This window comes from Ekhidna sp. (genome assembly GCF_965221965.1).
In the GTDB taxonomy this organism is placed as follows: domain Bacteria; phylum Bacteroidota; class Bacteroidia; order Cytophagales; family Cyclobacteriaceae; genus Ekhidna.
In genome coordinates this window covers 2,794,407-2,815,000 of sequence record NZ_OZ244926.1, presented here as the reverse complement: position 1 = coordinate 2,815,000, position 20,594 = coordinate 2,794,407, and the positions used below count along the sequence as shown (strand labels likewise).

At 39.8% G+C, this 20,594-nt stretch carries 21 protein-coding genes and 2 rRNA genes (1 of these 23 only partly in view); 15 read left to right on the top strand and 8 right to left on the bottom strand.

Going from position 1 to position 20,594, the window contains the following annotated elements; all coding sequences use genetic code 11:
• The 9 genes from ACOQON_RS13290 to ACOQON_RS13250 all read left to right on the top strand — a co-directional run.
• Positions 1–1,769 (top strand): 23S ribosomal RNA (locus tag ACOQON_RS13290) (it extends 1,099 nt beyond the left edge of the window).
• An 89-nt stretch (positions 1,770–1,858) separates the two neighbouring features.
• Positions 1,859–1,970, top strand: a 5S ribosomal RNA gene (gene rrf, locus ACOQON_RS13285).
• A gap of 96 nt (positions 1,971–2,066) precedes the next feature.
• Entirely contained in the window at positions 2,067–3,926 is a 1,860-nt protein-coding gene (locus ACOQON_RS13280) for a BatA domain-containing protein (RefSeq protein ID WP_420575906.1), read from the top strand.
• 5 nt (positions 3,927–3,931) lie between these two features.
• Positions 3,932–5,170 (top strand): dihydroorotase, encoded by a 1,239-nt coding sequence (locus ACOQON_RS13275; protein WP_420575905.1) that lies wholly within the window; start codon positions 3,932–3,934, stop codon positions 5,168–5,170.
• A gap of 4 nt (positions 5,171–5,174) precedes the next feature.
• Positions 5,175–5,684: a DUF4199 domain-containing protein gene (locus tag ACOQON_RS13270; protein ID WP_420575904.1), complete on the top strand. Its 510-nt coding sequence runs from the start codon at positions 5,175–5,177 to the stop codon at positions 5,682–5,684.
• A gap of 3 nt (positions 5,685–5,687) precedes the next feature.
• Complete coding sequence (locus ACOQON_RS13265) at positions 5,688–6,212, top strand: DUF4199 domain-containing protein (protein ID WP_420575903.1); 525 nt, start codon at positions 5,688–5,690, stop codon at positions 6,210–6,212.
• Entirely contained in the window at positions 6,202–7,164 is a 963-nt protein-coding gene (locus tag ACOQON_RS13260) for a glycosyltransferase family 2 protein (RefSeq protein WP_420575902.1), read from the top strand. Before ACOQON_RS13265 ends, ACOQON_RS13260 begins: the two co-directional genes overlap by 11 nt.
• A complete protein-coding gene (locus ACOQON_RS13255; RefSeq protein WP_420575901.1) occupies positions 7,164–8,129 on the top strand; it encodes a glycosyltransferase in 966 nt (321 codons plus the stop codon). The genes ACOQON_RS13260 and ACOQON_RS13255 overlap by 1 nt, the downstream gene beginning before the upstream one ends.
• Before the next feature lie 14 nt (positions 8,130–8,143).
• A complete protein-coding gene (locus tag ACOQON_RS13250; RefSeq protein WP_420575900.1) occupies positions 8,144–8,551 on the top strand; it encodes a DUF2721 domain-containing protein in 408 nt (135 codons plus the stop codon).
• A 90-nt stretch (positions 8,552–8,641) separates the two neighbouring features.
• Here the strand turns inward: ACOQON_RS13250 and ACOQON_RS13245 are convergent, their stop codons facing one another.
• The 4 genes from ACOQON_RS13245 to ACOQON_RS13230 form a co-directional block, all read right to left on the bottom strand.
• A complete protein-coding gene (locus tag ACOQON_RS13245; RefSeq protein WP_420575899.1) occupies positions 8,642–9,907 on the bottom strand; it encodes a cation:proton antiporter in 1,266 nt (421 codons plus the stop codon).
• A 120-nt stretch (positions 9,908–10,027) separates the two neighbouring features.
• The gene (locus ACOQON_RS13240; protein ID WP_420575898.1) at positions 10,028–10,657 is read right to left on the bottom strand and encodes a response regulator; all 630 of its coding nucleotides are present in this window, start codon (positions 10,655–10,657) and stop codon (positions 10,028–10,030) included.
• On the bottom strand, positions 10,654–12,336 hold the full coding sequence (locus ACOQON_RS13235) for an ATP-binding protein (RefSeq protein ID WP_420575897.1): 1,683 nt from the start codon (positions 12,334–12,336) through the stop codon (positions 10,654–10,656). Before ACOQON_RS13235 ends, ACOQON_RS13240 begins: the two co-directional genes overlap by 4 nt.
• A gap of 132 nt (positions 12,337–12,468) precedes the next feature.
• Positions 12,469–12,801 carry a MotA/TolQ/ExbB proton channel family protein gene (locus tag ACOQON_RS13230; RefSeq protein ID WP_420575896.1) on the bottom strand — a complete coding sequence of 111 codons (333 nt, stop codon included), beginning with the start codon at positions 12,799–12,801 and terminating at the stop codon, positions 12,469–12,471.
• A gap of 111 nt (positions 12,802–12,912) precedes the next feature.
• Between ACOQON_RS13230 and ACOQON_RS13225 the strand changes: the two genes are divergently transcribed.
• Complete coding sequence (locus ACOQON_RS13225; RefSeq protein ID WP_420575895.1) at positions 12,913–13,698, top strand: LytR/AlgR family response regulator transcription factor; 786 nt, start codon at positions 12,913–12,915, stop codon at positions 13,696–13,698.
• Here the strand turns inward: ACOQON_RS13225 and ACOQON_RS13220 are convergent.
• Complete coding sequence (locus tag ACOQON_RS13220; RefSeq protein ID WP_420575894.1) at positions 13,688–14,548, bottom strand: hypothetical protein; 861 nt, start codon at positions 14,546–14,548, stop codon at positions 13,688–13,690. The genes ACOQON_RS13225 and ACOQON_RS13220 overlap by 11 nt on opposite strands.
• 99 nt (positions 14,549–14,647) lie before the next feature.
• Here ACOQON_RS13220 and ACOQON_RS13215 point away from each other — a divergent pair, with 99 nt between their 5' ends.
• Genes ACOQON_RS13215 through ACOQON_RS13205 form a run of 3 tightly spaced genes read left to right on the top strand, consistent with a single transcriptional unit; the run spans position 14,648 to position 16,638 of the window.
• Positions 14,648–15,670 carry a sensor histidine kinase gene (locus tag ACOQON_RS13215; protein ID WP_420575893.1) on the top strand — a complete coding sequence of 341 codons (1,023 nt, stop codon included), beginning with the start codon at positions 14,648–14,650 and terminating at the stop codon, positions 15,668–15,670.
• On the top strand, positions 15,671–16,024 hold the full coding sequence (locus tag ACOQON_RS13210) for a response regulator (RefSeq protein ID WP_420575892.1): 354 nt from the start codon (positions 15,671–15,673) through the stop codon (positions 16,022–16,024).
• A gap of 11 nt (positions 16,025–16,035) precedes the next feature.
• A complete protein-coding gene (locus tag ACOQON_RS13205) occupies positions 16,036–16,638 on the top strand; it encodes a hypothetical protein (RefSeq protein ID WP_420575891.1) in 603 nt (200 codons plus the stop codon).
• On the opposite strand, the gene ACOQON_RS13200 is transcribed toward ACOQON_RS13205, so the two are convergent.
• The 3 genes from ACOQON_RS13200 to ACOQON_RS13190 all read right to left on the bottom strand — a co-directional run bounded on the left by ACOQON_RS13200 (position 16,635) and on the right by ACOQON_RS13190 (position 18,364).
• Complete coding sequence (locus ACOQON_RS13200; RefSeq protein ID WP_420575890.1) at positions 16,635–17,039, bottom strand: OsmC family protein; 405 nt, start codon at positions 17,037–17,039, stop codon at positions 16,635–16,637. The two genes, ACOQON_RS13205 and ACOQON_RS13200, sit on opposite strands and share 4 nt — an antisense overlap.
• 66 nt (positions 17,040–17,105) lie before the next feature.
• Positions 17,106–17,825: a hypothetical protein gene (locus ACOQON_RS13195; RefSeq protein ID WP_420575889.1), complete on the bottom strand. Its 720-nt coding sequence runs from the start codon at positions 17,823–17,825 to the stop codon at positions 17,106–17,108.
• Positions 17,826–17,845: 20 nt separating this feature from the next.
• Positions 17,846–18,364, bottom strand: a complete 519-nt coding sequence (locus ACOQON_RS13190) for a YdeI/OmpD-associated family protein (RefSeq protein WP_420575888.1) — start codon at positions 18,362–18,364, stop codon at positions 17,846–17,848.
• An 85-nt stretch (positions 18,365–18,449) separates the two neighbouring features.
• Between ACOQON_RS13190 and ACOQON_RS13185 the strand changes: the two genes are divergently transcribed.
• Positions 18,450–18,803 (top strand): BlaI/MecI/CopY family transcriptional regulator, encoded by a 354-nt coding sequence (locus ACOQON_RS13185; RefSeq protein ID WP_420575887.1) that lies wholly within the window; start codon positions 18,450–18,452, stop codon positions 18,801–18,803.
• Positions 18,800–20,593, top strand: coding sequence for a M56 family metallopeptidase (locus tag ACOQON_RS13180; protein ID WP_420575886.1), 1,794 nt, complete (start codon positions 18,800–18,802; stop codon positions 20,591–20,593). Before ACOQON_RS13185 ends, ACOQON_RS13180 begins: the two co-directional genes overlap by 4 nt.
• Position 20,594: the final 1 nt, after the last annotated feature.

Here is a 20,594-nt window from a genome sequence, read left to right as displayed (position 1 = left end):
CCATTCATTTAAAGAGTGCGTAACAGCTCACTGGTCGAGCGGCAGAGCATCGATAATAATCGGGCATCAAGTACAATACCGAAGCTTAGGATCATTTATGATGGTAGGGGAGCATTCTCTAATCGACGAAGGTGGAACGTGAGTTCTGCTGGAGAATAGAGAAGAGCAAATGTAGGCATAAGTAACGATAAGGCAGGCGAGAAACCTGCCCACCGATAGACTAAGGATTCCCCGGCAATGCTAATCAGCCGGGGGTTAGTCGGGACCTAAGGCGAACCCGAAAGGGATAGTCGATGGATAACTGGTTAATATTCCAGTACCACCTTTATTTTCGATGGGGTGACGGAGTAGTGAAAGTACCGCGTACTGACGGAATAGTACGTTAAAGGGTGTAGGTATAGGGACTGTAGGAAAATCCGCAGACTCTGCTGAACCTGATAGTACCACAAATCTTCGGATGCGTGGATAGTGTACCTAAACAGACTTCCAAGAAAAACCTCTAAGGTTAGAATAAAGGTGCCCGTACCGTAAACCGACACAGGTAGTCAAGGAGAGAATCCTGAGGTGCTCGAGTGATTCATGGTTAAGGAACTAGGCAAAATCGCCCTGTAACTTCGGGAGAAGGGGCGCCCCCAGCAATGGGGGCCGCAGTGAAAAGACCCAGGCGACTGTTTATCAAAAACACATGGCTTTGCGAACTTGAAAGAGGATGTATAAGGCCTGACACCTGCCCGGTGCTGGAAGGTTAAGGGGGGGAGTTATCTTCGGAGAAGCTCTGAACTGAAGCCCCAGTAAACGGCGGCCGTAACTATAACGGTCCTAAGGTAGCGAAATTCCTTGTCGGGTAAGTTCCGACCTGCACGAATGGTGCAACGATCTGGGTACTGTCTCAACCATGAGCTCGGTGAAATTGTAGTTCCGGTGAAGATGCCGGATACCCGCAACGGGACGGAAAGACCCCGTGAACCTTTACTATAGCTTCACATTGGTATTGGGTAAATGATGTGTAGGATAGCTGGGAGACTCTGAAGCTGTGTCGTCAGGCATGGTGGAGTCGTTGGTGAAATACCAGCCTTTATTTATCTGATGCCTAACCCCGAAAGGGAGACAGTGTGTGGTGGGTAGTTTGACTGGGGTGGTCGCCTCCAAAAGAGTAACGGAGGCTTTCAAAGGTACCCTCAGCACGCTTGGTAACCGTGCGCAGAGTGCAATAGCATAAGGGTGCTTGACTGTGAGGCCTACAAGCCGAGCAGGTAGGAAACTAGGATATAGTGATCCGGCGGTTCTGTATGGAAGGGCCGTCGCTCAAAGGATAAAAGGTACTCCGGGGATAACAGGCTGATCTCCCCCAAGAGCTCATATCGACGGGGAGGTTTGGCACCTCGATGTCGGCTCGTCACATCCTGGGGCTGGAGAAGGTCCCAAGGGTTGGGCTGTTCGCCCATTAAAGTGGCACGCGAGCTGGGTTCAGAACGTCGTGAGACAGTTCGGTCCCTATCTGTTGTGGGCGTAAGAAATTTGAGTAGATCTGACTTTAGTACGAGAGGACCGAGTTGGACAAACCGCTGGTGTACCAGTTGTTCCGCCAGGAGCACTGCTGGGTAGCTACGTTTGGAAGGGATAAGCACTGAAAGCATCTAAGTGCGAAACCCACTACAAGATGAGATTTCTTTTAAGGGATGTTCTAGATTAGGACGTAGATAGGCTGCAGGTGTAAAGGCAGTAATGTCAAAGCTGAGCAGTACTAATTACCCATAAGCTTTTTTGAAGCGTTTCGATAAACTCGCAATTTTTCATGTGAATCTTTCTTTTATATGTCAAGACATTAAGTCCTGTCCTTAGGGATATAGGCAAATTTTATGGTGATTATAGCGACGGGGTCCACCTCTTCCCATTCCGAACAGAGAAGTTAAGCCCGTCAGCGCTGATGGTACTGCCGTAACAGGTGGGAGAGTAGGTCGTTGCCAGTTTATTAACAAAGCCTTCTTAGAAATAAGAGGGCTTTTTTGTTTTATATAACTTACAAAGCAATAAGTCGTTAAACTCCCTTTAAAATTTAGCATATTGTGATTTGGTGGGTATTTGCTCTTTTCTTATTTGTTCCACTACTTGTTCATTTGTTCGATTTTCGAAAAGCTAAAAGAATATACTTTTCTACAATAAAGTATATTTCAAACCTATCTTCCAAAACAAAATCTACTTCAAGACTTAAATACTTAGCAGTATTAGGAAATCGACTTCTCATTTTCGGTTGTATTTTAATTTCAATATGGCATTTAGTGTCTGACAAAGAGGTGAAAAGAACCGGGCCAGTTTCTCTATACTTTGATAATTCTGTAAGCTCAACAATAAATGATGGAGCAGCTATTCTTTACGATTTGGTCCAAGACTTAACGAACCAGAATCAAAAACCTATTCATCTTATAAGCAATATTGACAATCAAAGTATTGCATCAGTCTCTGATTTTGGATTATCATCTAGCTATAGCTCCAAATCACTTAATAGTGTTGTTGAATATGATATGGCTGAATATGCTAGCAATAACAATATTTTGCTGTCTGACTTTCAAAGAGTCAATACACAAGATTTAAAAAGTATTCTGATAGATTCGACAAAGCAGTATCGAATAATTCTTTTGAATAAGCTGAGTGAGCATCGAAATCTAGCTGTAGATAGTCTATGGTTGCAGACAAATCCAAATGATTTATCTGAACTGACTGTTTATGTTGATTTCGTCAAGTACAATATGGCTAGTGGTAGTGTTGTTGTTAAGTTGATGCAAGGGTCAAGGCAACTGAGTTCAATTGTTAAGGAGATAGGGGAGTTAGATGTTCTCGAGTTTGATATTCCAATGGATGCCTATGGTCAGTATTCCTTGCAAATTGACGGTGATGAAGTAACATATGATAATCAGTTCTTTTTTGTAAGGGAGGTAAAGAATAAGCCAGTCATATCTGTTTTAAATAATGAAGGAGGAAGAGCAATTGAAGAAGTATTCAATAATTCATCTCTTTTTGATACTAAGATTCTAAACACCCAAAATCTGGACTATGAGCGATTGGAAGGGTCTGATCTAATTGTGTTTAATAATTTCTTCGAGTTACCCATTAACCTAATTGAGCAGTTTGATAGTAAGTATTTGTTAATTTTTCCACCCGATTCAATTGATGGTTTGTCTTACAGCGGTTTAGATGGAATGTCTTTTTCTCAAAATTCTAGTGATCCATTGGAAATTGATATTATCCCTGGGAATGACTTGATGAGAGGTGTTTTTGATGAAAATACCCAGCCTGGCACAATGCCGAAATTGAGTCCGGCTTTTCATGTTAAGGGCTCCTTTGAGCCCATTATAAACTTTAGAGATGGAAGTCCATTTCTTTTTTCAACTCAAAAGAATTACATCTTTAATACTTCACTTAATAATAGTCAAGGTTTTGAGTCTAATGCTTTGTTTTTGCCGGTTTTATATCAAATAGCATTTACATCAGCAGGGGGTATAGAGGCACCATATGTTTATCCGGGAAACAGTATCAAGTTGGACGTTCCGGTGACAGATATTCCAATTAAATTAGTTGGGGAGGGTTTTGAGGTAATCCCTGACTTCAGCTCAATTGAGTCTAAAACAACTTTAAGTATTCCAAATGATGTAAAACCGGGAATTTACCATCTAATTCGGGAAGAAGATACTTTGCAACATCTAGCTATTAATATTCCAGAGAATGAATCTGTTATGATTGCTCCGAGTTTGGAAGATCTAGAGCGAGCTTTTGAGCAATATGATAATGTGACGGTATCCCAGGTTTATGAAGGGGCTGAAAATACGGTGTTTGCATCTTCAGAATCTGTAGGCTTATGGAAATATGCATTAATTTTGGCGCTAATATTGATTCTTACTGAAACAATGCTGCACCGATTTCTCAAATGAGCTTATTGCTGAAGAATGTACATGTCTTAGACCTCAACTCACCAGCTCACACCAAGCAAGTAAACATACTTATTGAAAAAGGGAAGATTACTTCTCTCAAAGGGAAGTCTGCTAAACGGGAGGTTGATTTAAAGGGAAAAATGATTAGTTGTGGGTGGGTGGATCTTAATGCACAGTTTTTTGATCCTGGTAATGAGCATAGAGAAGATATTACGAGCGGGTCAGAAACCGCGAGAGCCGGAGGATTTACTGATGTGTGCTTGATTCCTGAGACTTTCCCTCCAATTACTTCTAAGAGTGACGTTAATTATTTAATTAAGAAGTCACCTGACTATTTGGATATTTATCCAATAGCTGCTGTAAGCGAGGCTCTTAAGGGTGAAAATCTAACTGAGATGCTGGATTTACATGAAGCTGGAGCGGTGGCTTTTTCGGAAGGAGATAGGCCTATCTGGAATGCAGAGCTTCTTTTAAAGGCACTTCAGTATACGAATGACATCAATGTACCGGTAATTCAAAATCCGCGCGATTTAAATATTGCACAAAACACTCATATGCATGAGGGGAAGGTGAGCACACTGTTAGGCTTAAGAGGTGAGCCTTCATTGTCAGAGGAGGTCATGATTCAGCGGGACATAGAAATTTTGAAATATAGTGGTGGAAACATTCACTTTAGCAGATTAACAACTGAAGGGGGTGTGGAATTTGTACGAAAAGCTAAAAAGAAAGGGCTGGCTGTGACATGTGATGTGGCCATCCATCATTTACTGTTTACAGAGGATAATGTTGGAGATTTTGATACTAACCTTAAGAGCATTCCACCTTATCGAACCGAGCGGGACAGAAAGGCTTTGATTAAAGGTGTGAAAGACGGGACCATTGATGCTATTTGCTCTAATCACAGGCCTTTGGATCAGGAGTGCAAACAGCTGGAGTTTGATTTAGCTGATCCCGGGAGCACCTCGCTTCAGACTTTTTATTCGTCTCTGTTACAAATCTCTTCTGATATTCCGATGGATATACTGATAGAGAGAGTGACTAGTGGTCCAAGGAGAATAATGAAAAAGAAGCAGGTTAAGATAGATGAAGGAGAAGTAGCCAAGCTTACGATTTTTGATCCCGAAGACATCTGGACCTTGAATGATGAAACGAATAAGTCGAAATCCCGAAATTCTCCATTTTGGAATACCAAGCTGAAAGGTAAAGTTTTAGGAACGATTAACGGAACCAGTATAACACTCTAGCTCAGTGATAAAATCTACTCTCAAATATTCCATTTTATGTGGAATATTCCTTATTGGATTATTCTTCATATCAATCAATTTTGGTAGTAATCCACTATTGGACATGCGTCATTTCATCTTTGATCTGGGAGTATTTTTCCTTTTTATCTATTTCAGCGGAAAAGAGTTCAAGGATTACCGCAATGGGGGTTTCTTTCATTTCTGGCAAGGAATAAGTATAGGTTTCATTGTTATAATTCCTGCTGTCTTGATCTTCTCCATTGTTTTTTATGCTGTTTTTCAAGCTAACCCAGAGCTGATTGAGGCTTATAAGGATGGAGCCAGGGCAATGCTGGTTGATAAGAAAGATTTGTATTTGGAGCGTTTTACTGAAGATCAGTACCAACAACAACTTGCCGCTGTGGATGATGAGACAACAGCTCGGCTATTGTTTAGCACCTTTTGGAAGAAAATCATTGCTGGATTTCTTATTACACCTGTAGTTGCCATAATTTTAAGAAAAAAACCTAAATAACTTATGAATAATCACGCAATCAAATCCGGTCTAATTGTAGGAGTTATAGGCATTGTACTAACACTTCTAATCTATATTGTAAATGCTGCATTACTTGTTTCAATGTGGATGCTTGTATTTTTTATAATCTTTATTGGTTTGGTGTGTTACTTTGGAATCCAGCACAGAAATGAAATTGGAGGTTATATGTCTTTTGGTAAAGCATGGGTATATTCTATGCAAGTACTAATAGCAGCGGGGATACTATCCACTATTTTTAACCTTCTTCTTTATAATGTAATTGATCCGGAGTTACCCTCAATGCTGGCAGATCAATCTGTAGAAAATGCTGAATCTATGATGCGAAAATTTGGTATGCCTGAAGATCAGATGGATGAGGCTTTGGAAAAAACCAGAACTGACACACTAGATCGCTTTACTGTGTCTGGATCTCTTATGGGTTTTTTATGGGGATTAATTGTTTATGCAATACTTTCGCTAATAACTGGCGCAATAATCAAAAAGAAAGAACCTGAACTTGAAGGATAAAGATTTATCGATAGTTATACCTGTTTATAATGAGGAAGAATCCATTCCAGAGCTTTTGGAGTGGATTTTTCGCGTTGTAGATGAAAGTAAAATTGAAACTGAAATTTTCTTGATTGATGATGGGAGCACAGATCGCTCATGGTCAATTATTCAACAGTATGCTAAGGATGATCAACGTGTGATCGGCCTCAGGTTTAATAGAAACTACGGGAAATCAGCTGCACTACAAACTGGCTTTGATGAAGCGAAAGGCAGAGTAGTTATGACCATGGATGCAGATATGCAGGATAGTCCGGATGAGATCCCTGAGTTGATGAGGATGGTGAAGGATCTGAATCTTCATATTGTTTCCGGGTGGAAAAAGAAGCGTCATGATCCAATCAGCAAAACCATTCCTTCTAAATTGTTTAATTGGGTCACACGAAAAGTATCAGGAATCGAACTTCATGATTTCAACTGTGGGCTAAAAGCCTACAAAAACGATGTGGTGAAGAACATTCATGTATATGGTGAGATGCACCGATATATTCCTTTGATAGCTAAATGGAATGGATATAATAGGATCGGCGAGAAGGTAGTGGAACACAGGGCTCGTAAATATGGAACGACCAAATACGGAATGAAACGCTTTGTTACTGGCTTCCTTGACCTGCTGTCGGTGACATTCGTATCCCGATTTAAGAAGAATCCGATGCACTTTTTCGGGGTTTTTGGAAGTCTCTCTTTCATAGGAGGGTTTTTTATTACCATTTGGATTATTGGTGAGAAACTCTATCGTCAATATCATCATATGGCCAGAAGAGATGTGGTTGATCAACCGCTATTCTTTCTTGCTCTGGTTGCACTAATTGTTGGTATGCAATTGTTTTTGGCTGGCTTTATTGCGGAAATGATGATACAGGTCAGTCAGCGAAAAAGTGATTACCTAGTCTCAGAGAGAACCAAGGATTGATGCCAAAGTACTCGATCATTATTCCCGTATTCAATCGTCCTGATGAAATAGACGAATTGCTGGAAAGCCTGGTGGATCAAACGTGCAAGGATTTTGAGGTATTGGTTATTGAAGATGGATCTACTCGAAAGTGCGATGATGTCATTTCTAAATACACTGAATCATTAGATATATCCTATTTCTACAAGGAAAATTCAGGTCAGGGTTTTAGTCGTAATTATGGTTTTGAGAGGGCAAAGGGAGAGTGGTTGATTGTTTTTGACTCTGATTGTATCATACCCACGAATTACCTCGAAGAGGTAGAGAAATTCCTCAAGATAAATAAAATTGATGCCTTTGGAGGTCCTGACAGGGCTCATAAGGACTTTACCAAAATTCAAAAGGCAATATCATACTCGATGACCTCTTTATTTACTACAGGTGGTATTCGGGGTGGTAAGAAGCATATAGGGATCTTTCACCCCAGGAGCTTTAATATGGGGATTCATCGAAGGGTTTATGAGAAAACTGGGGGTTATATTTTACCGAAAAAAGGGGAGGATATTGAATTCAGTATTCGAATAATTAGAAATGGATTTAAAACGGCCCTTATAGATAAGGCGTTTGTCTATCATAAGCGCAGGACGAATTTTCGACAATTTTATAAGCAGCTTCACTTTTTTGGAACTGCAAGAATCAATGTTTTTCGGTTTTTCAAAAGTGAATTAAAACTTATCCACTTTTTTCCAGCTGCATTCACTCTTGGGATAATTATAGGGTTGTTTCTAATGGTACTTTTTCCCTTACCAGGAAAAGTGTTGATGCTCTTATACGGTGTGTATTTTCTTGCCATTTTATTTGATGCAACCATTAAAACGAAAAGCTTGCAAGTGGGTATGTTATCCGTTTGCGCTGCTTTTATTCAGTTAACTGCTTACGGCCTGGGCTTTATGAAGGAAGGCATCATTTACCTAAGAAAAGGTTAGCACTATCTTTGGGTATGCAAATTACCCTGACAACACCCGCACTTTTATTTCCTGCGATTTCCTTGTTGCTTTTGGCTTACACGAACAGATTTCTTGCTATCGCTACGCTCATTCGACAGCTACATAGAAGTTACCTCGAGAACCCCAAAAGTGTGGTAGAGGGGCAGTTGAAAAACCTTAGAAAGCGTTTATTTCTTATACGTGCGATGCAGTTGTTTGGTGTAATGAGTTTGCTGCTGTGTGTGCTCGCCATGTTCTTTATTTACCTTGAGGTAGGGGAATGGGGAAGCGGGATATTTGGAATATCCCTTGTTCTTCTTTTGCTTTCTTTAATAATTTCTGTTCGTGAAATTCAGCTTTCTACAAAAGCGTTGGATCTTGAGTTGAGTGATATGGAGCTGGGAAGTAAGCTAAAGTTCTGAAATCACAAAAGCGCTCCCGCAAGGTATGCGAGAGGCTTCTGTATATCCACCAAAAAAGAACTCAACTATGATAACACTACTTATGAAGTCTTAGTCCATCCACTTCATGGGATGCTTATCGTTATAATATTTCATCACTTTGGTGAGGGTAAAGCCTTGATAAAGCACGGAGCAAACTACCACCACGTAAGTCATTATTACTATGATTTCCTGACCTGGAAAATTGGTGAGAGAGAGTGAAACGGCTACTGGCAATCCTCCTCTAAGTGCTCCCCATGATAGCACCGGTATGGTGCCATCATCAAAGGAGCGACTCATCGACATCAACCTGATGGGTATGAATACACTTACCCACCGAGCGAATAACGCAAAATTGACTGCAAAAAAACCTAATGCGAAGTAGTCAAGTCGAAGAGGGATAACCAACATTTCAAAACCTATTAGCACAAAAAGCATTGCAGCCAGAGTCTCTTCTAAAAGTTGCCAAAATCTATATACATAACCGCCCACAGCACTTTCGCCTTTCTCATTTCGGCCAAAGTTGCCCAGGATTAGTCCAGTTGTTACTGCTACCATCATTGAAGATACAGATATAAGGTCTGCGGCATAGGACCCTCCCATCACCAATGCGAGTGTAACCAACACCTCTACTTCCACTGCATCATTGTCTATATATTTTAGGACGGAATAACCCATCCAACCAAAGAAAAGGCCGGCGATAAGTCCACCTCCCAGGTCCCTAATCAAGACCCAAGCTGCGCCTGTAAAATTTAGTGAACCCATGGCGGCCTCTTCTTTGTAAATATTTACTAGTACGAGCGCCAGAACAATAGCAATACCTCCGTTCAAAAGCGCCTCGCCTGATATTTTAGTTTCCAGCTCATTGGACATCCTGAATCGCTGGATGGTTTTGGTTATAGCTACCGGATCAGTGGAAGAGATAAGTGCACCAAATACAAGAGATGCGATGTAGCTAAGTTCTATTCCAAGTAACCCTGATGTATAGTAAATCAGTGTGGCTATTACAAAAGTGGAAATAAGTACTCCAAAAAATGAAAGAACAAGTACCGGAATGAGCTGATTGCCGAGTTTCTTGAAGTCTACATTTAATGCTCCGGCAAAGAGCATGACACTAAGTACGAAACGATAGAGTACTTCAGCGAAATCATATTTTTTCACATGTTCTGCCAGATGAAAGTCCGGGAATAACAGACCGAAGATGAAAACTAAAACCGATAGAGCCAGCGCAAGAATGGTGAGACCTATGGATGATGGTAGTTTTAAATAGAACGTGTTGACGAAAATGAATACGCCTGAAAAAAAAATGAGTACAGCTATGATGTCGAAGATGCTCATGACTATCTTGTTTTAGAATGTCAAATTTAGGGCGTAGGTAAATTGCCTGACCTCTGAAAATTATTGTATAATCTTTTCAGAATATATCAGGAAGCGCCAGTCCGTATTTTTACTGATGGGTTAAATCAACTTCAAATGAGCAGCCTTTTTTATGAGCTCCGCAGTATTCTGCACTTTCAGCTTTTTCATCATGTTTACCCGGTGAGTTTCCACTGTTCGCGCACTTACAAATAGTTGATCTGCGATTTCCTTGGTTGTCTGTCCTTCTGAGACTAATGTCAGAACCTCCATTTCACGATCAGATAGTTTTTTATGTGACTCACCTTCAATGGCCATGTTGCCAATCATAAGCTGGGATATCTCATCATTGAAGTGTTTTTTTCCATCCGCAACATTCTTAATGGCCTGAATCAATTCGTTTTCATCGGCGTTTTTGATGAGGTAACCGAAGGCGCCATTTCTTACTGCTTTTACCACATACTGCCCCTCGGCATGCATGGTAAGCACAATGAATCGCACGTTCGGATACTTTTCGCGGGCATCCTCTATCGCTTCCAGTCCATTCATTCCAGGCATGGTAATATCAATCAGGACGATGTGGGGATCGGTACTGGCCAGCAAGCCAAATAGGTTTTCCGCGGATGAGGCCTCACCCACAACCTCCAGATCCTCATTTTTGTCAAGGAGAGATATAATCCCTTCTCTGAATAACTGGTGGTCATCTACTACTATAACTCTAATCTTACTCATTGCAGTGGTATTTCTACTTCTATGGTTGTTCCTGTTTTAGCTGTTCGAATAGCTATTGTCCCATTGGTCAATTTTACTCGTTCTCTCATGTTTCGGATGCCGTTACCATGAGCAGGCTGTTCGGGATCAAATCCAATGCCATTATCGGCGATGAAAAATCCCACATGATCATCAAACTCACTCATGGATACCTTTAGCTCAGTAGCCTTTGAATGCTTGATTGCATTGTTTATTGATTCCTGAGCTATCCGATATAAAGTAATATGAATATCATCGTCAATATCAGATTCTGCAGGCATATCATTCTTGTAAAGAACCTGAATGGAAAAATTATCTTCTATTTGCTTCAATAAGTTACCAATTGCTTCACCAGCACCAAAATCCACTAGCACATTTGGCATTAGGTTATTACTCATTCGTCTTACCTCGCCGATCGTCTCATCCAGTCTCTGAAGGAGCTGTTTTTTGGTAGGTTCATCCAGGTCGGCAGCCTGAAGGTTCATCCGAAGGGTTGTCAAAAGGGGGCCAAGTCCATCATGCATTTCTTTGGAGAGTCGGGAGCGCTCTTTCTCTTCACCATTGAGTATGGATCGTTGGTTTTCCTTAAGCAAGCGATCTTCATTTTCTTTGAATGTTCGCAGCTTTTCTTTCATCTGTATCAGCGCTGCTCCCATTTTGTCTTTTTCGCTTAGAGGTTTGTAGTCGGCATCAAAATTTCCTGATCCAATTTCATTGGCAAATACCACCGTTTCCTGTAGGGCGCTTACTAGCTTATCCAATGCCATAAACATCCTTCCGATTTCGTCCTCCCGGTCTTTATCATAAGGAACTACACTGAGCATACCTTTTGACATGTCTTTCAGGTGTTTTTCCATGGTTAGCACAGGGCTCACAAGCATCCTTGAGAGAAAATATGATACCACTAGAACAAAAATCAAGATGATGATCAGAATGTAGATAAGATTGCTGCGAAGCTGATTTAAAGGGAAAAGCGCTTCCTGATGGTTGATTTCGCTGAGAATTACCCATTTTATATCACTCACTTCGATTTTTTCATATGAGCTAAACACCTCGGTTCCTCTGTAGTCGAGTATAATATCTTCTCCGGGCTGATCCTCAAGCGCCCGCATTACCCCTTTTGTCTTGACTTCAACCTCCCTGGGGTTTTGCGTGAAAAATCTTGACTTGGTTTTTAGTTTATAGTCGCTACCGACAATGTATGATTCACCTGTTTGTCCCAGGCCTGTTCTTTCCAGGAGTATATCCTGAACTTCAGGAACCTCAGCGATACCGATCAGAAATTTAGTTCCAGTTTTCCCGAAAAGACTAATGGTGATTTCATGACTAATATCTATCGGGGTAATATCCTTCATGATTACATTCTTCCCTATGTTTTCTGGTGAAACATTCAGGTCTAACCCCATTATGGTAGAAGGGATAGAGTCGTAGAATTGTAAATGGCTAAAAACTTCACTATGCTCTTCAAGAGCTTCTTCGGGATTAGCCAGAGCATCACGAAAAACATTCATTCGATCCGTTAGCTCATTCTTTATTTTAACGATCTTCAGCTGCTTTACAGAAGATAATTGAAGCATCACACGCTCTTGAAGGGCTGTGTCAAACTGTACATAAAAAAGTGAGGAAAGCAAGGCAATCACCACCAGTGAAAGCGCAATCATGATTAGCGCTAGTTTATTCCCGATATTGACCCGCTTTAGCATTCTGTAAAATTATCGGGATATTTTTTTTAGCCTAATCAGGAAAAATACGGATGAAGAAAATGGTAAAAGCCAGAAGTCCGGCTCTTACGATTAGTGTTTCGCTTTAAGAATTAGACTCAGTATTATAGCTATCACGTAAATAATAATTCCATACATAGTCGTAATCATAGACACTTTTAGGCCTCCAGCGAGCATTGCAGGAGAAACGAATCCTATTTCCTGTATTGCTTCGAATGCTGAAAAGAGTCCAATAAGTTGTCCTAGAATTCCGGTAATGGCAGCCAATAACCCCGCACTCTTGATTTGACTGACCGAATGCTCCTTATTAATAAAACATTTTGCCGCAAAAAAGATCACTGCTGCCAACTCGATCGTGAGTATGCTCATAAAAAGGGGACCTCCCATTTGAAATAATTCAATCATAGTTTTTTCATTTAGTTAAACATGGCAACAAAGCAAGTTTTACTGCTGCTGGAATGAAAGGTAGTATCCATAGGTAAATGTGTCGTTCATCTATTTTTCTTACTTTTTCCATTGAAAAAGTACATCTTCGGGTCCATGTTAGCTAAAAAGCAGTTGATTTTCTGGTTTGGGGTTTGGTTGTTTCTAATCCTATTATTGAGCACATCCTTGAGTGGCTTTGTTGTATCAATCTATTTTGTAACTATACTGATGCCTGTGGTGCTCGCTACTTCTATTTTCTTTAATCGTTTTCTGGTTCCTAAGTACTTACTAAAGAATAGAATGAGCAGGTTCTTTTTGTATCTGCTTTATATGCTGGTTGTCTCTATTTACTTTGAGCTTCTTGTAATGGTGCTTGCCTTTGTAGTGCTTGCAGACTACCAAATAGATAACCTCGGTAAAATAGCCAGTGACATTTACCTATTGACACTCATTCTTTATTTGGTGGTTTTTGCAGAAGGGCTTGTTCTGTCAATTCAAAAACTAAGAGAAAAAACTCAAAGGCTGGCTGAGGTAGAGGAGAGGTTAGCAAACGAGAAACAAGAAGAAATCGTTATCCGATCCAATCGAAAGAATATAAACCTAAGGCTGATTGATATTACTTATATAGAGAGTTTTGGGGATTATGTCAAAGTGCATCTTGATAAAGAAATGTATACAACTAAAGAGAAAATCAGCAGTTTTGAAAAACGGCTACCCAACTCGTTTATTCGAATTCATCGTTCGTTTTTGGTAAATAAAGCTCATGTAGATTCTTACAATAAGGAAGAAGTTAGATTAGGAGAAAAAGAGCTCTCAATCGGCAGGAAGTATAAAAAAATAGCTGAACAAGCTCTTCAAGCTAATCTCACCGCCTGAAAAACTGAATACCTTCATAACTAAAAGAATGGAGCGTATGAAATTTGAATATGTTTTCTTCATTTTCTTTAAGAGTTAAATCATTGGTATTGTCCAGTTGAAAAGACTTTTTGTGTATGCCCCTTGAAGAAATATCCAATAGATAGAATTCCTTGTTTTCTTCATCAAACCCAAAGTATTCAATAGCATCAATGCCCCTGTCAATTTTGAGGACATTTGATTTTACTTCTTCTGCATCCCATTTTTTTCCATCATCTGTTTCAAATGATCCGGATAGAGCTTTGAAAACTGTTTCAATATCATGCTCATTTCCTTTCGGGTATAGTTGAGTGCTGGCAAGAATAGCTTGCTCAAATTTCTGCTTTGCAATTTCTGCGTAATCTGAAATACTATCAGTCAGTGCTGAGGGAAAGGAAAGGAATAAAAAGGATGTACTAGTTGCGGGCCTGTTATTTATGGTCTTGTGAATCAAATCCTGAAAGCCATAGGTTCTGAGTTCCAGCATTTTCCCTTTTACTATTCGCCCTTTCGTTTCTTTTACCTCCTTGATTTTTAAGCTTTTTGGATTAATATCCTGAATCTTAAAAGTGCGGATCGTATAGGTCTTGCTTCTAATATTTGCAGTGTTGGGCTTGCTTGAGGAAATATGTTTAATCGTTATCTCCTTCTTATCATTTACATAAAATGTATTGTTCCACCATTTTTCACCTACTTCATCATAATAGAGGTAGCTGAGTTTACTATCTAACCAATCCACTGCAGATTGGAACTTCACCTCATCTTCCTCCGGTGTTTGTCCTAGTGAATCCAATGAGAATAAGCATGCAAAAAGGATTAAAATCACTCGCATATTTTAGCTGGTTTGCGGGTTGGTTTTTTCGATATACTTCGGTTTTTAAACCGTGGCACTAAAGTAATTGGAATTATCTTGCATTTGTAACCACTGCCAATGAGTATTTTGAATGACGAGGATTTACTTGTTAGGCTCAGCTTATTTGAGTCAGCTGCATCTCATGCATGGGTAAGTTGGAATGAAGCCAATGCCATTCATGTAGAGAAAAGCACTTGCCCGGAGATGCTTCCTGAGGGTATTTATGCTTTAGAAAACCTCGTACCGAAAGGACTGTTAGACAATCTCGTAACTTACCATAAAAGTATTTCTGGTTCTGTGTCCGAGTCTCAGTTTACCATCAAAAACAATGGCTTATCAGCGGATATTAAATGTGCATCGATAAAAAAATCATCACAAATCGAAAGTCTATGGTTTGTTATCCCTGAGAAGGATAACTCCATATTTTATTTACAAAATGCTGCTCATGACTTTCGTTCTCCTCTGGGGTCAATTCTGGGAGTTGTAAACCTGATGTATCATACCATCCAGACGGAAGAACATTTAGATAAGGAGGAGGTCACCACATATCTGGATATGATTAAGGTGAATACTGATAAAACGCTACGGCTGGCTGATGAAATAATGGAGCTTGCTGAGATTGAATCAGAAAGATATGAACTAAAGATGGTACCTGTGGTGATGAAAGAATTTGTTCAGAATTATCTAGCGACTCACCGGCTACTGACCCTTAAGAAGAAAATAAAGGTTCATTTTGAATCCGATAATGATGCAAAGGCGATGGTGAGTGAATCTAAACTCACTCGTGCATTGGATAACATTATGAGTAATGCAGTTAAGTTTAGCAAGTCCGAATCCAATATAACTGTTGGTGTAGAAGAGCAAGGTGGAATGCTCAGATTAACAATTACTGATGAGGGGATAGGGATGAGTAAAGACATTTTGAAAGACGTTTTTGTGAAATTCGGTGGATCAAAAAGAGCTGGATTAGATGGTGAGCCCAGCCATGGATTAGGAATGTCTATTGTACAACAAATTATGAAACTGCATGGTGGTTATGTTGAAATATCCAGTGAGGAAGGCAAGGGGACTACCGTGAGTTTGATTTTAAAAAAGGAATAAATGAAAAAGATCATAATTGCAGATGACTCATTTTTTCAGCGCAAGACGCTTCAGGACATACTCAAAGATTTGGGGTATGAATCAGAAGCAGTGGCTTCAGGTGAGGACCTTTTGGAGAACTTGAATGATTCTCATGACTGTATTTTCCTTGACTTGCTAATGGGAGGGATGTCAGGTATAGATGTACTGAGGGAGTTGCAAAATAGAGGTAATGAAACTCCTGTAGTTGTTATCACTGCGGATATTCAGAAAGCTCGTAGGGAGGAATCGATGAGTTTGGGAGCTACTGCATTTATGAACAAGGTTGTCAGTAAAGATGAACTAGTTTCAATATTGAATAACATTTTTAATTAAGCGATACAGATATGCTCAGTTCAAAACAAATAGATACCATAACAGAAATCATCAACATTGGTGTTGGTAAGGGTTCTGCATCGCTTAGTCAGATGATCGATGGAGAGATCATATTAAATGTGCCTTATGTGAATGTGATCACATTCGATGATGTTCTTTCTGAGATTAAAAAACTCGGAGGTGGAGATCAGGTGCATTCGGTAGAAATGAGGTTCTCAGGTGAGTATGAGGGAAGTGCGAATGTGATTTTGCCAGGGGAGAGCTCCAGACAGCTTGCTTCTTTATTAATCCATGAAGATCCTGATTCTGCAACCATCGATGAAATGAAAGATGGTCTCATGATTGAGGTTGGCAACATCATACTCAATGCCATTATGGGTTCTTTTGGTAATATTCTGGATGCGCCACTGGATTATCACATGCCGAGGAGTTATCAAGGAGATGTGGAAGGAATCTATGGCCAATTGGATAAGCAACGATATAATCAGGTGCTTGTATGCCACACCAATTTTTCCATTCGGGGGAAGAATATTAGCGGAGACATACTAATCATGTATGAGATGAGTTCCTTTGATAAACTATCTGATATGCTGAATAAGATGATAGAGGGTTAATCCCGGACAATTTCAAATGAATGCGTTTGCTCCGCGCTAAGGGATCCTGCTACTGAGCAGTATTTTGTTGTTGCCAGGTCTACTATCCGCTCGGCTTCCTCTTCTGTCAAATCCGGAGAATTAATAAAGTATTTTAAGTGGATTTTGGTGAAGCCCCGAGGGTGTTCATCTCTTCGTTCCCCACTGATTTCCGCTTTCAGGTCTACGAATGTTTTACGACGTTTTTTCACCATTGAAACAATCTCAACTGCCGCACACGCACCTACCGCAGACAATAACATTTCTGTGGGTGATTGATGCTGCTTTTGTTCAGCAGGTCGCATGTCTACCTCAATTTTATTTCCGTTTTGGTTAGTGGAGGTGAATTCCTCATCGCCTTTGTATTTTAAGTCTATTTTCATCGATTTTTAGTTTTCTGCGAAGGTATAATTAAAAGCTTGTTGCATCTCTTTCACATATATTTAGCCTCATTCTACTTTCCATGCTAAAGTATCGTGATGCTCAGCTATTAGCGAACGCAGGTAGCTGCCTATGTAGTTCACTCCCTCAAAGCCGGCTTCTTTGGCGGCTTGATTTTCCTTTTCAAATGGCACATCAGGTCCGGCAAAATCATGCATATCTTCATAAAAACCGATGGTAAAGTTATCCCAGCTTGGTCCGAATACGCGTGTGAAAATAAAATTGGGCCGGTGTTCTATACCGGCATAAAACTGATTCTCTGCCAATCGCTGCTCCAGTAGTTCGTTTTGCTTACCAGCCAGAGAAGTAAAAATCTCAATGTGGAAAAGACGATACTTTTCAAGTGCTGAGATAAAAACATTGACAGGAGGCCCTTTCACTATGGCCTCTTCCTGAAAGGAAACAAGATTGAAAAAATCGTCACCATAAGGCTTTTCTATTGTTTCGGACTCCATTCTTTCATCCGTCTGAAGTGAGGAGAAATAGCTTGCCAGATCATCAATTGGATAAATTAACATTAGGTCCCAGTGGTCTCCCTGGCTGTGGCGAAGCAGGTATGGTTTGTTTTCCAGGTAGGTTTCGAAATTGGAAATATCCTGATCGATTAACTCGATCAGATTTAACAGATCTCCGGGGTTTGCTCGCAATAATGTGACTTTATAGTGTTGATCCTGCGCAGAAAGTTGAAATGAGAGAATGAGTGAAATGGTAGCTAAAAAGTGTTTCATAATACCAAGCTACAAAACTTTCATTTTCGATTGTTGTATTCTTTAATCAAAACGTTGAGTCGCTTAAAATCTAACTCACCTTTGGCTTCTTTCAGGTGATGCATGATAGCCAATCCTTTAGCTAGCTGACTATCTACATTTTTCACTTTCCCTACAATATGGATCAGGGTTCTTTGTTTGCCCTTAGTGAGTTCGTGGAAATACATGCTTCCCTCAGTATCCTGATCCAACAGAACCTGAAACGATTCGGGAACAGGCATGCCATACTCCGATTTATCTTTCTTCAGTTGTATGTCCACCTCATCCCCCTCTTCAAGTCCGTTTTTTCTCATGAATTCCTTTTTCACATAGATACTGTAGACTTCTCCCTTTGGCATTAAGGCACTATGGATTGGGGTTCCGTTATTGATCTTACAAATGACACGTCTGTCCTCACCTTCAATAAATTGATTTCCAACTTTCTTTGGAATAGCTACATAATAACTCCATAGGTCTGATTCGAATTTGAGGATAGGAGCTTTCAGCGTCATTTTTTTCATGAGGCAAGATTAGATTAACTGATATTTTAGTTATAAAACTGAAAAATAAGTTATAAAACGGATTTTTTAGTTTATATTTCCAATCATGGAACGACTTACAAAGGCTGAAGAGCCTATTATGAAGATTATTTGGAAGAAGAATGAAGTCTTTGTGAAAGATATCATTGAAGAGTTAGAGGAAAAGAGTCCTTACAATACGGTGAGTTCTATAGTCAGAATTTTGGAATCAAAAGGGATGGTCAGCCACAAAGCTTACGGTAGGATTCATCAATATTTCCCAGTGGTATCTAAAAACGAATATAGACGCAATATGCTCAAGAATATTATTGTCGAATATTTTGACGGTTCCTACAAGGGACTTTTATCCCAGGTTTTAGCAGATGAGGATGTATCGGATGAGGAGATTGAGGAATTGAAGGATCTAATTAAAAAATCATGAATTTCATTTTTACCTACTTACTCGAAGTAATTTTCATTTCCGGTATCTTTTGGTTGGGATTTCTTCTTATTAGAAAACATACAACCCCCTCTTTCAGGCGACTTTATTTACTCGGATGGATGATTTTTTCATCTTTATTTCCCGTAATTTCTGTATCCACTCCACAGTCTCCAAATATTAAGGTTAAGGAAATTACGGCAGAGATGATAGATCCTTCATGGAGTCAGGATGGTGATGAGATTAATAAACCTCAAGACCTATTGGATAGCAAAGTGTCAATAGAATCTGATATTAAGTCTGAATCTGAATTCAATAATTCGAATTGGAAGTTAATAGTGGGAATCATATACCTTGGGATCACTTTGTTTTTTTTGGGGCGTCTCTCTTTGGGAATATTTCAGGTTTTTAAATTGAAGAGAGGATCAGATACTCAAGTGGGTGACGGTCAAGTGTGTTTTATTGTAAAAGAAGCCGAGTTAAAAGGAGCGTCATTTTTTAACTGGATATTTGTTGGTAAGGACGTTGATGATTTTGATATGATCCTCAATCATGAGCTGACACATGTTCGGCTTTTTCATAGTCTGGATATTTTACTAAGTCACATTTATTGCTGTTTGTTTTGGATTAACCCTTTTGCCTGGCCTTTAAAAAGGATCATTTCATTGAATACAGAGCTCGAAACCGACTACTTTATCACCAGGCAGGAAAGTTATTCTGGTTATGCGAATGCTCTTTTAGGTTTAAGTGTGCCGGAGCGAGACGTCTCGATTATGAATCACTTTAGTGCACGTCATTTAAAGGCAAGAATTATTGCAATGAAAAGTATTCCCGTGCACCGTCGATGGGTATCTGTTTTTACTACATTAACGATACTGCTAGCTTTCTGGCTGGTGAGTTGTGATATTGAGCAGCCATCCGATGTGATCATGGCGGAGAGGCTACAGAATGTTAAGACAATAACCACGCGATTTACAAGTCATCAGGACGACACCCAACAGAAAACGGGTAAGATTGTAGCCATTACAAGTTTTTTACCCGATGGTACCTTAGATGAGTTTGTTGAGCAGACCACTTACCCATATGACCGGGAGTTTGAAACCAAGAAATATTTTTGGGACGCTCCTGATAAATCCGGATTACCATATATCATGGATGGACTTACTACAGGTACTGCTGAAAAGACCTTTTTATACGGGAATGATTGGCCGATCGCTTACGCTAAATTTTTAAAAGAGAGAAGTATAAAGGAAGAGGGTGATTTCCCATGGCGAGAAATTGTGAGTGTGGATGATGAGACGTTACCTACAGAAATAGAGCGGAAACAAGAAAAAAAGGATGAAAGCTCTTTTATTGAAATGATGATGCCGGATGTGACTGAGTATTTTGAGTATGAAAACGGAAAGGTCATTAATGTAATGCAAGCCAACTTTTACAGGAATATTGATGATGCTGATGAAGCACAAAAAAAATTAAGGGCGCTAGTTGAAAAAGATATGTCAGAGGAGGAGAAGGAAATACGTGAGCAGACCAGGAAGCAATCTGGAGAAAAGTTTTTGACAACTGAATACTCTTACGAAGGGGACAATATGACTAGTGTGAAAAATGGGGATTACGAACGAAGATATTTCTATGAAAACAACCTTCTGGTTAGATCAGAATACTATAAATCCGGGACTTTGCTAAACTCCAGAGTTCACTATTATGAAGATGGCCTAAAAGATAGAACTGAGATATTCAATCGCTATAATGAAGCTGAATATACGATAACCTACGAATACGAATTTTGGTAAG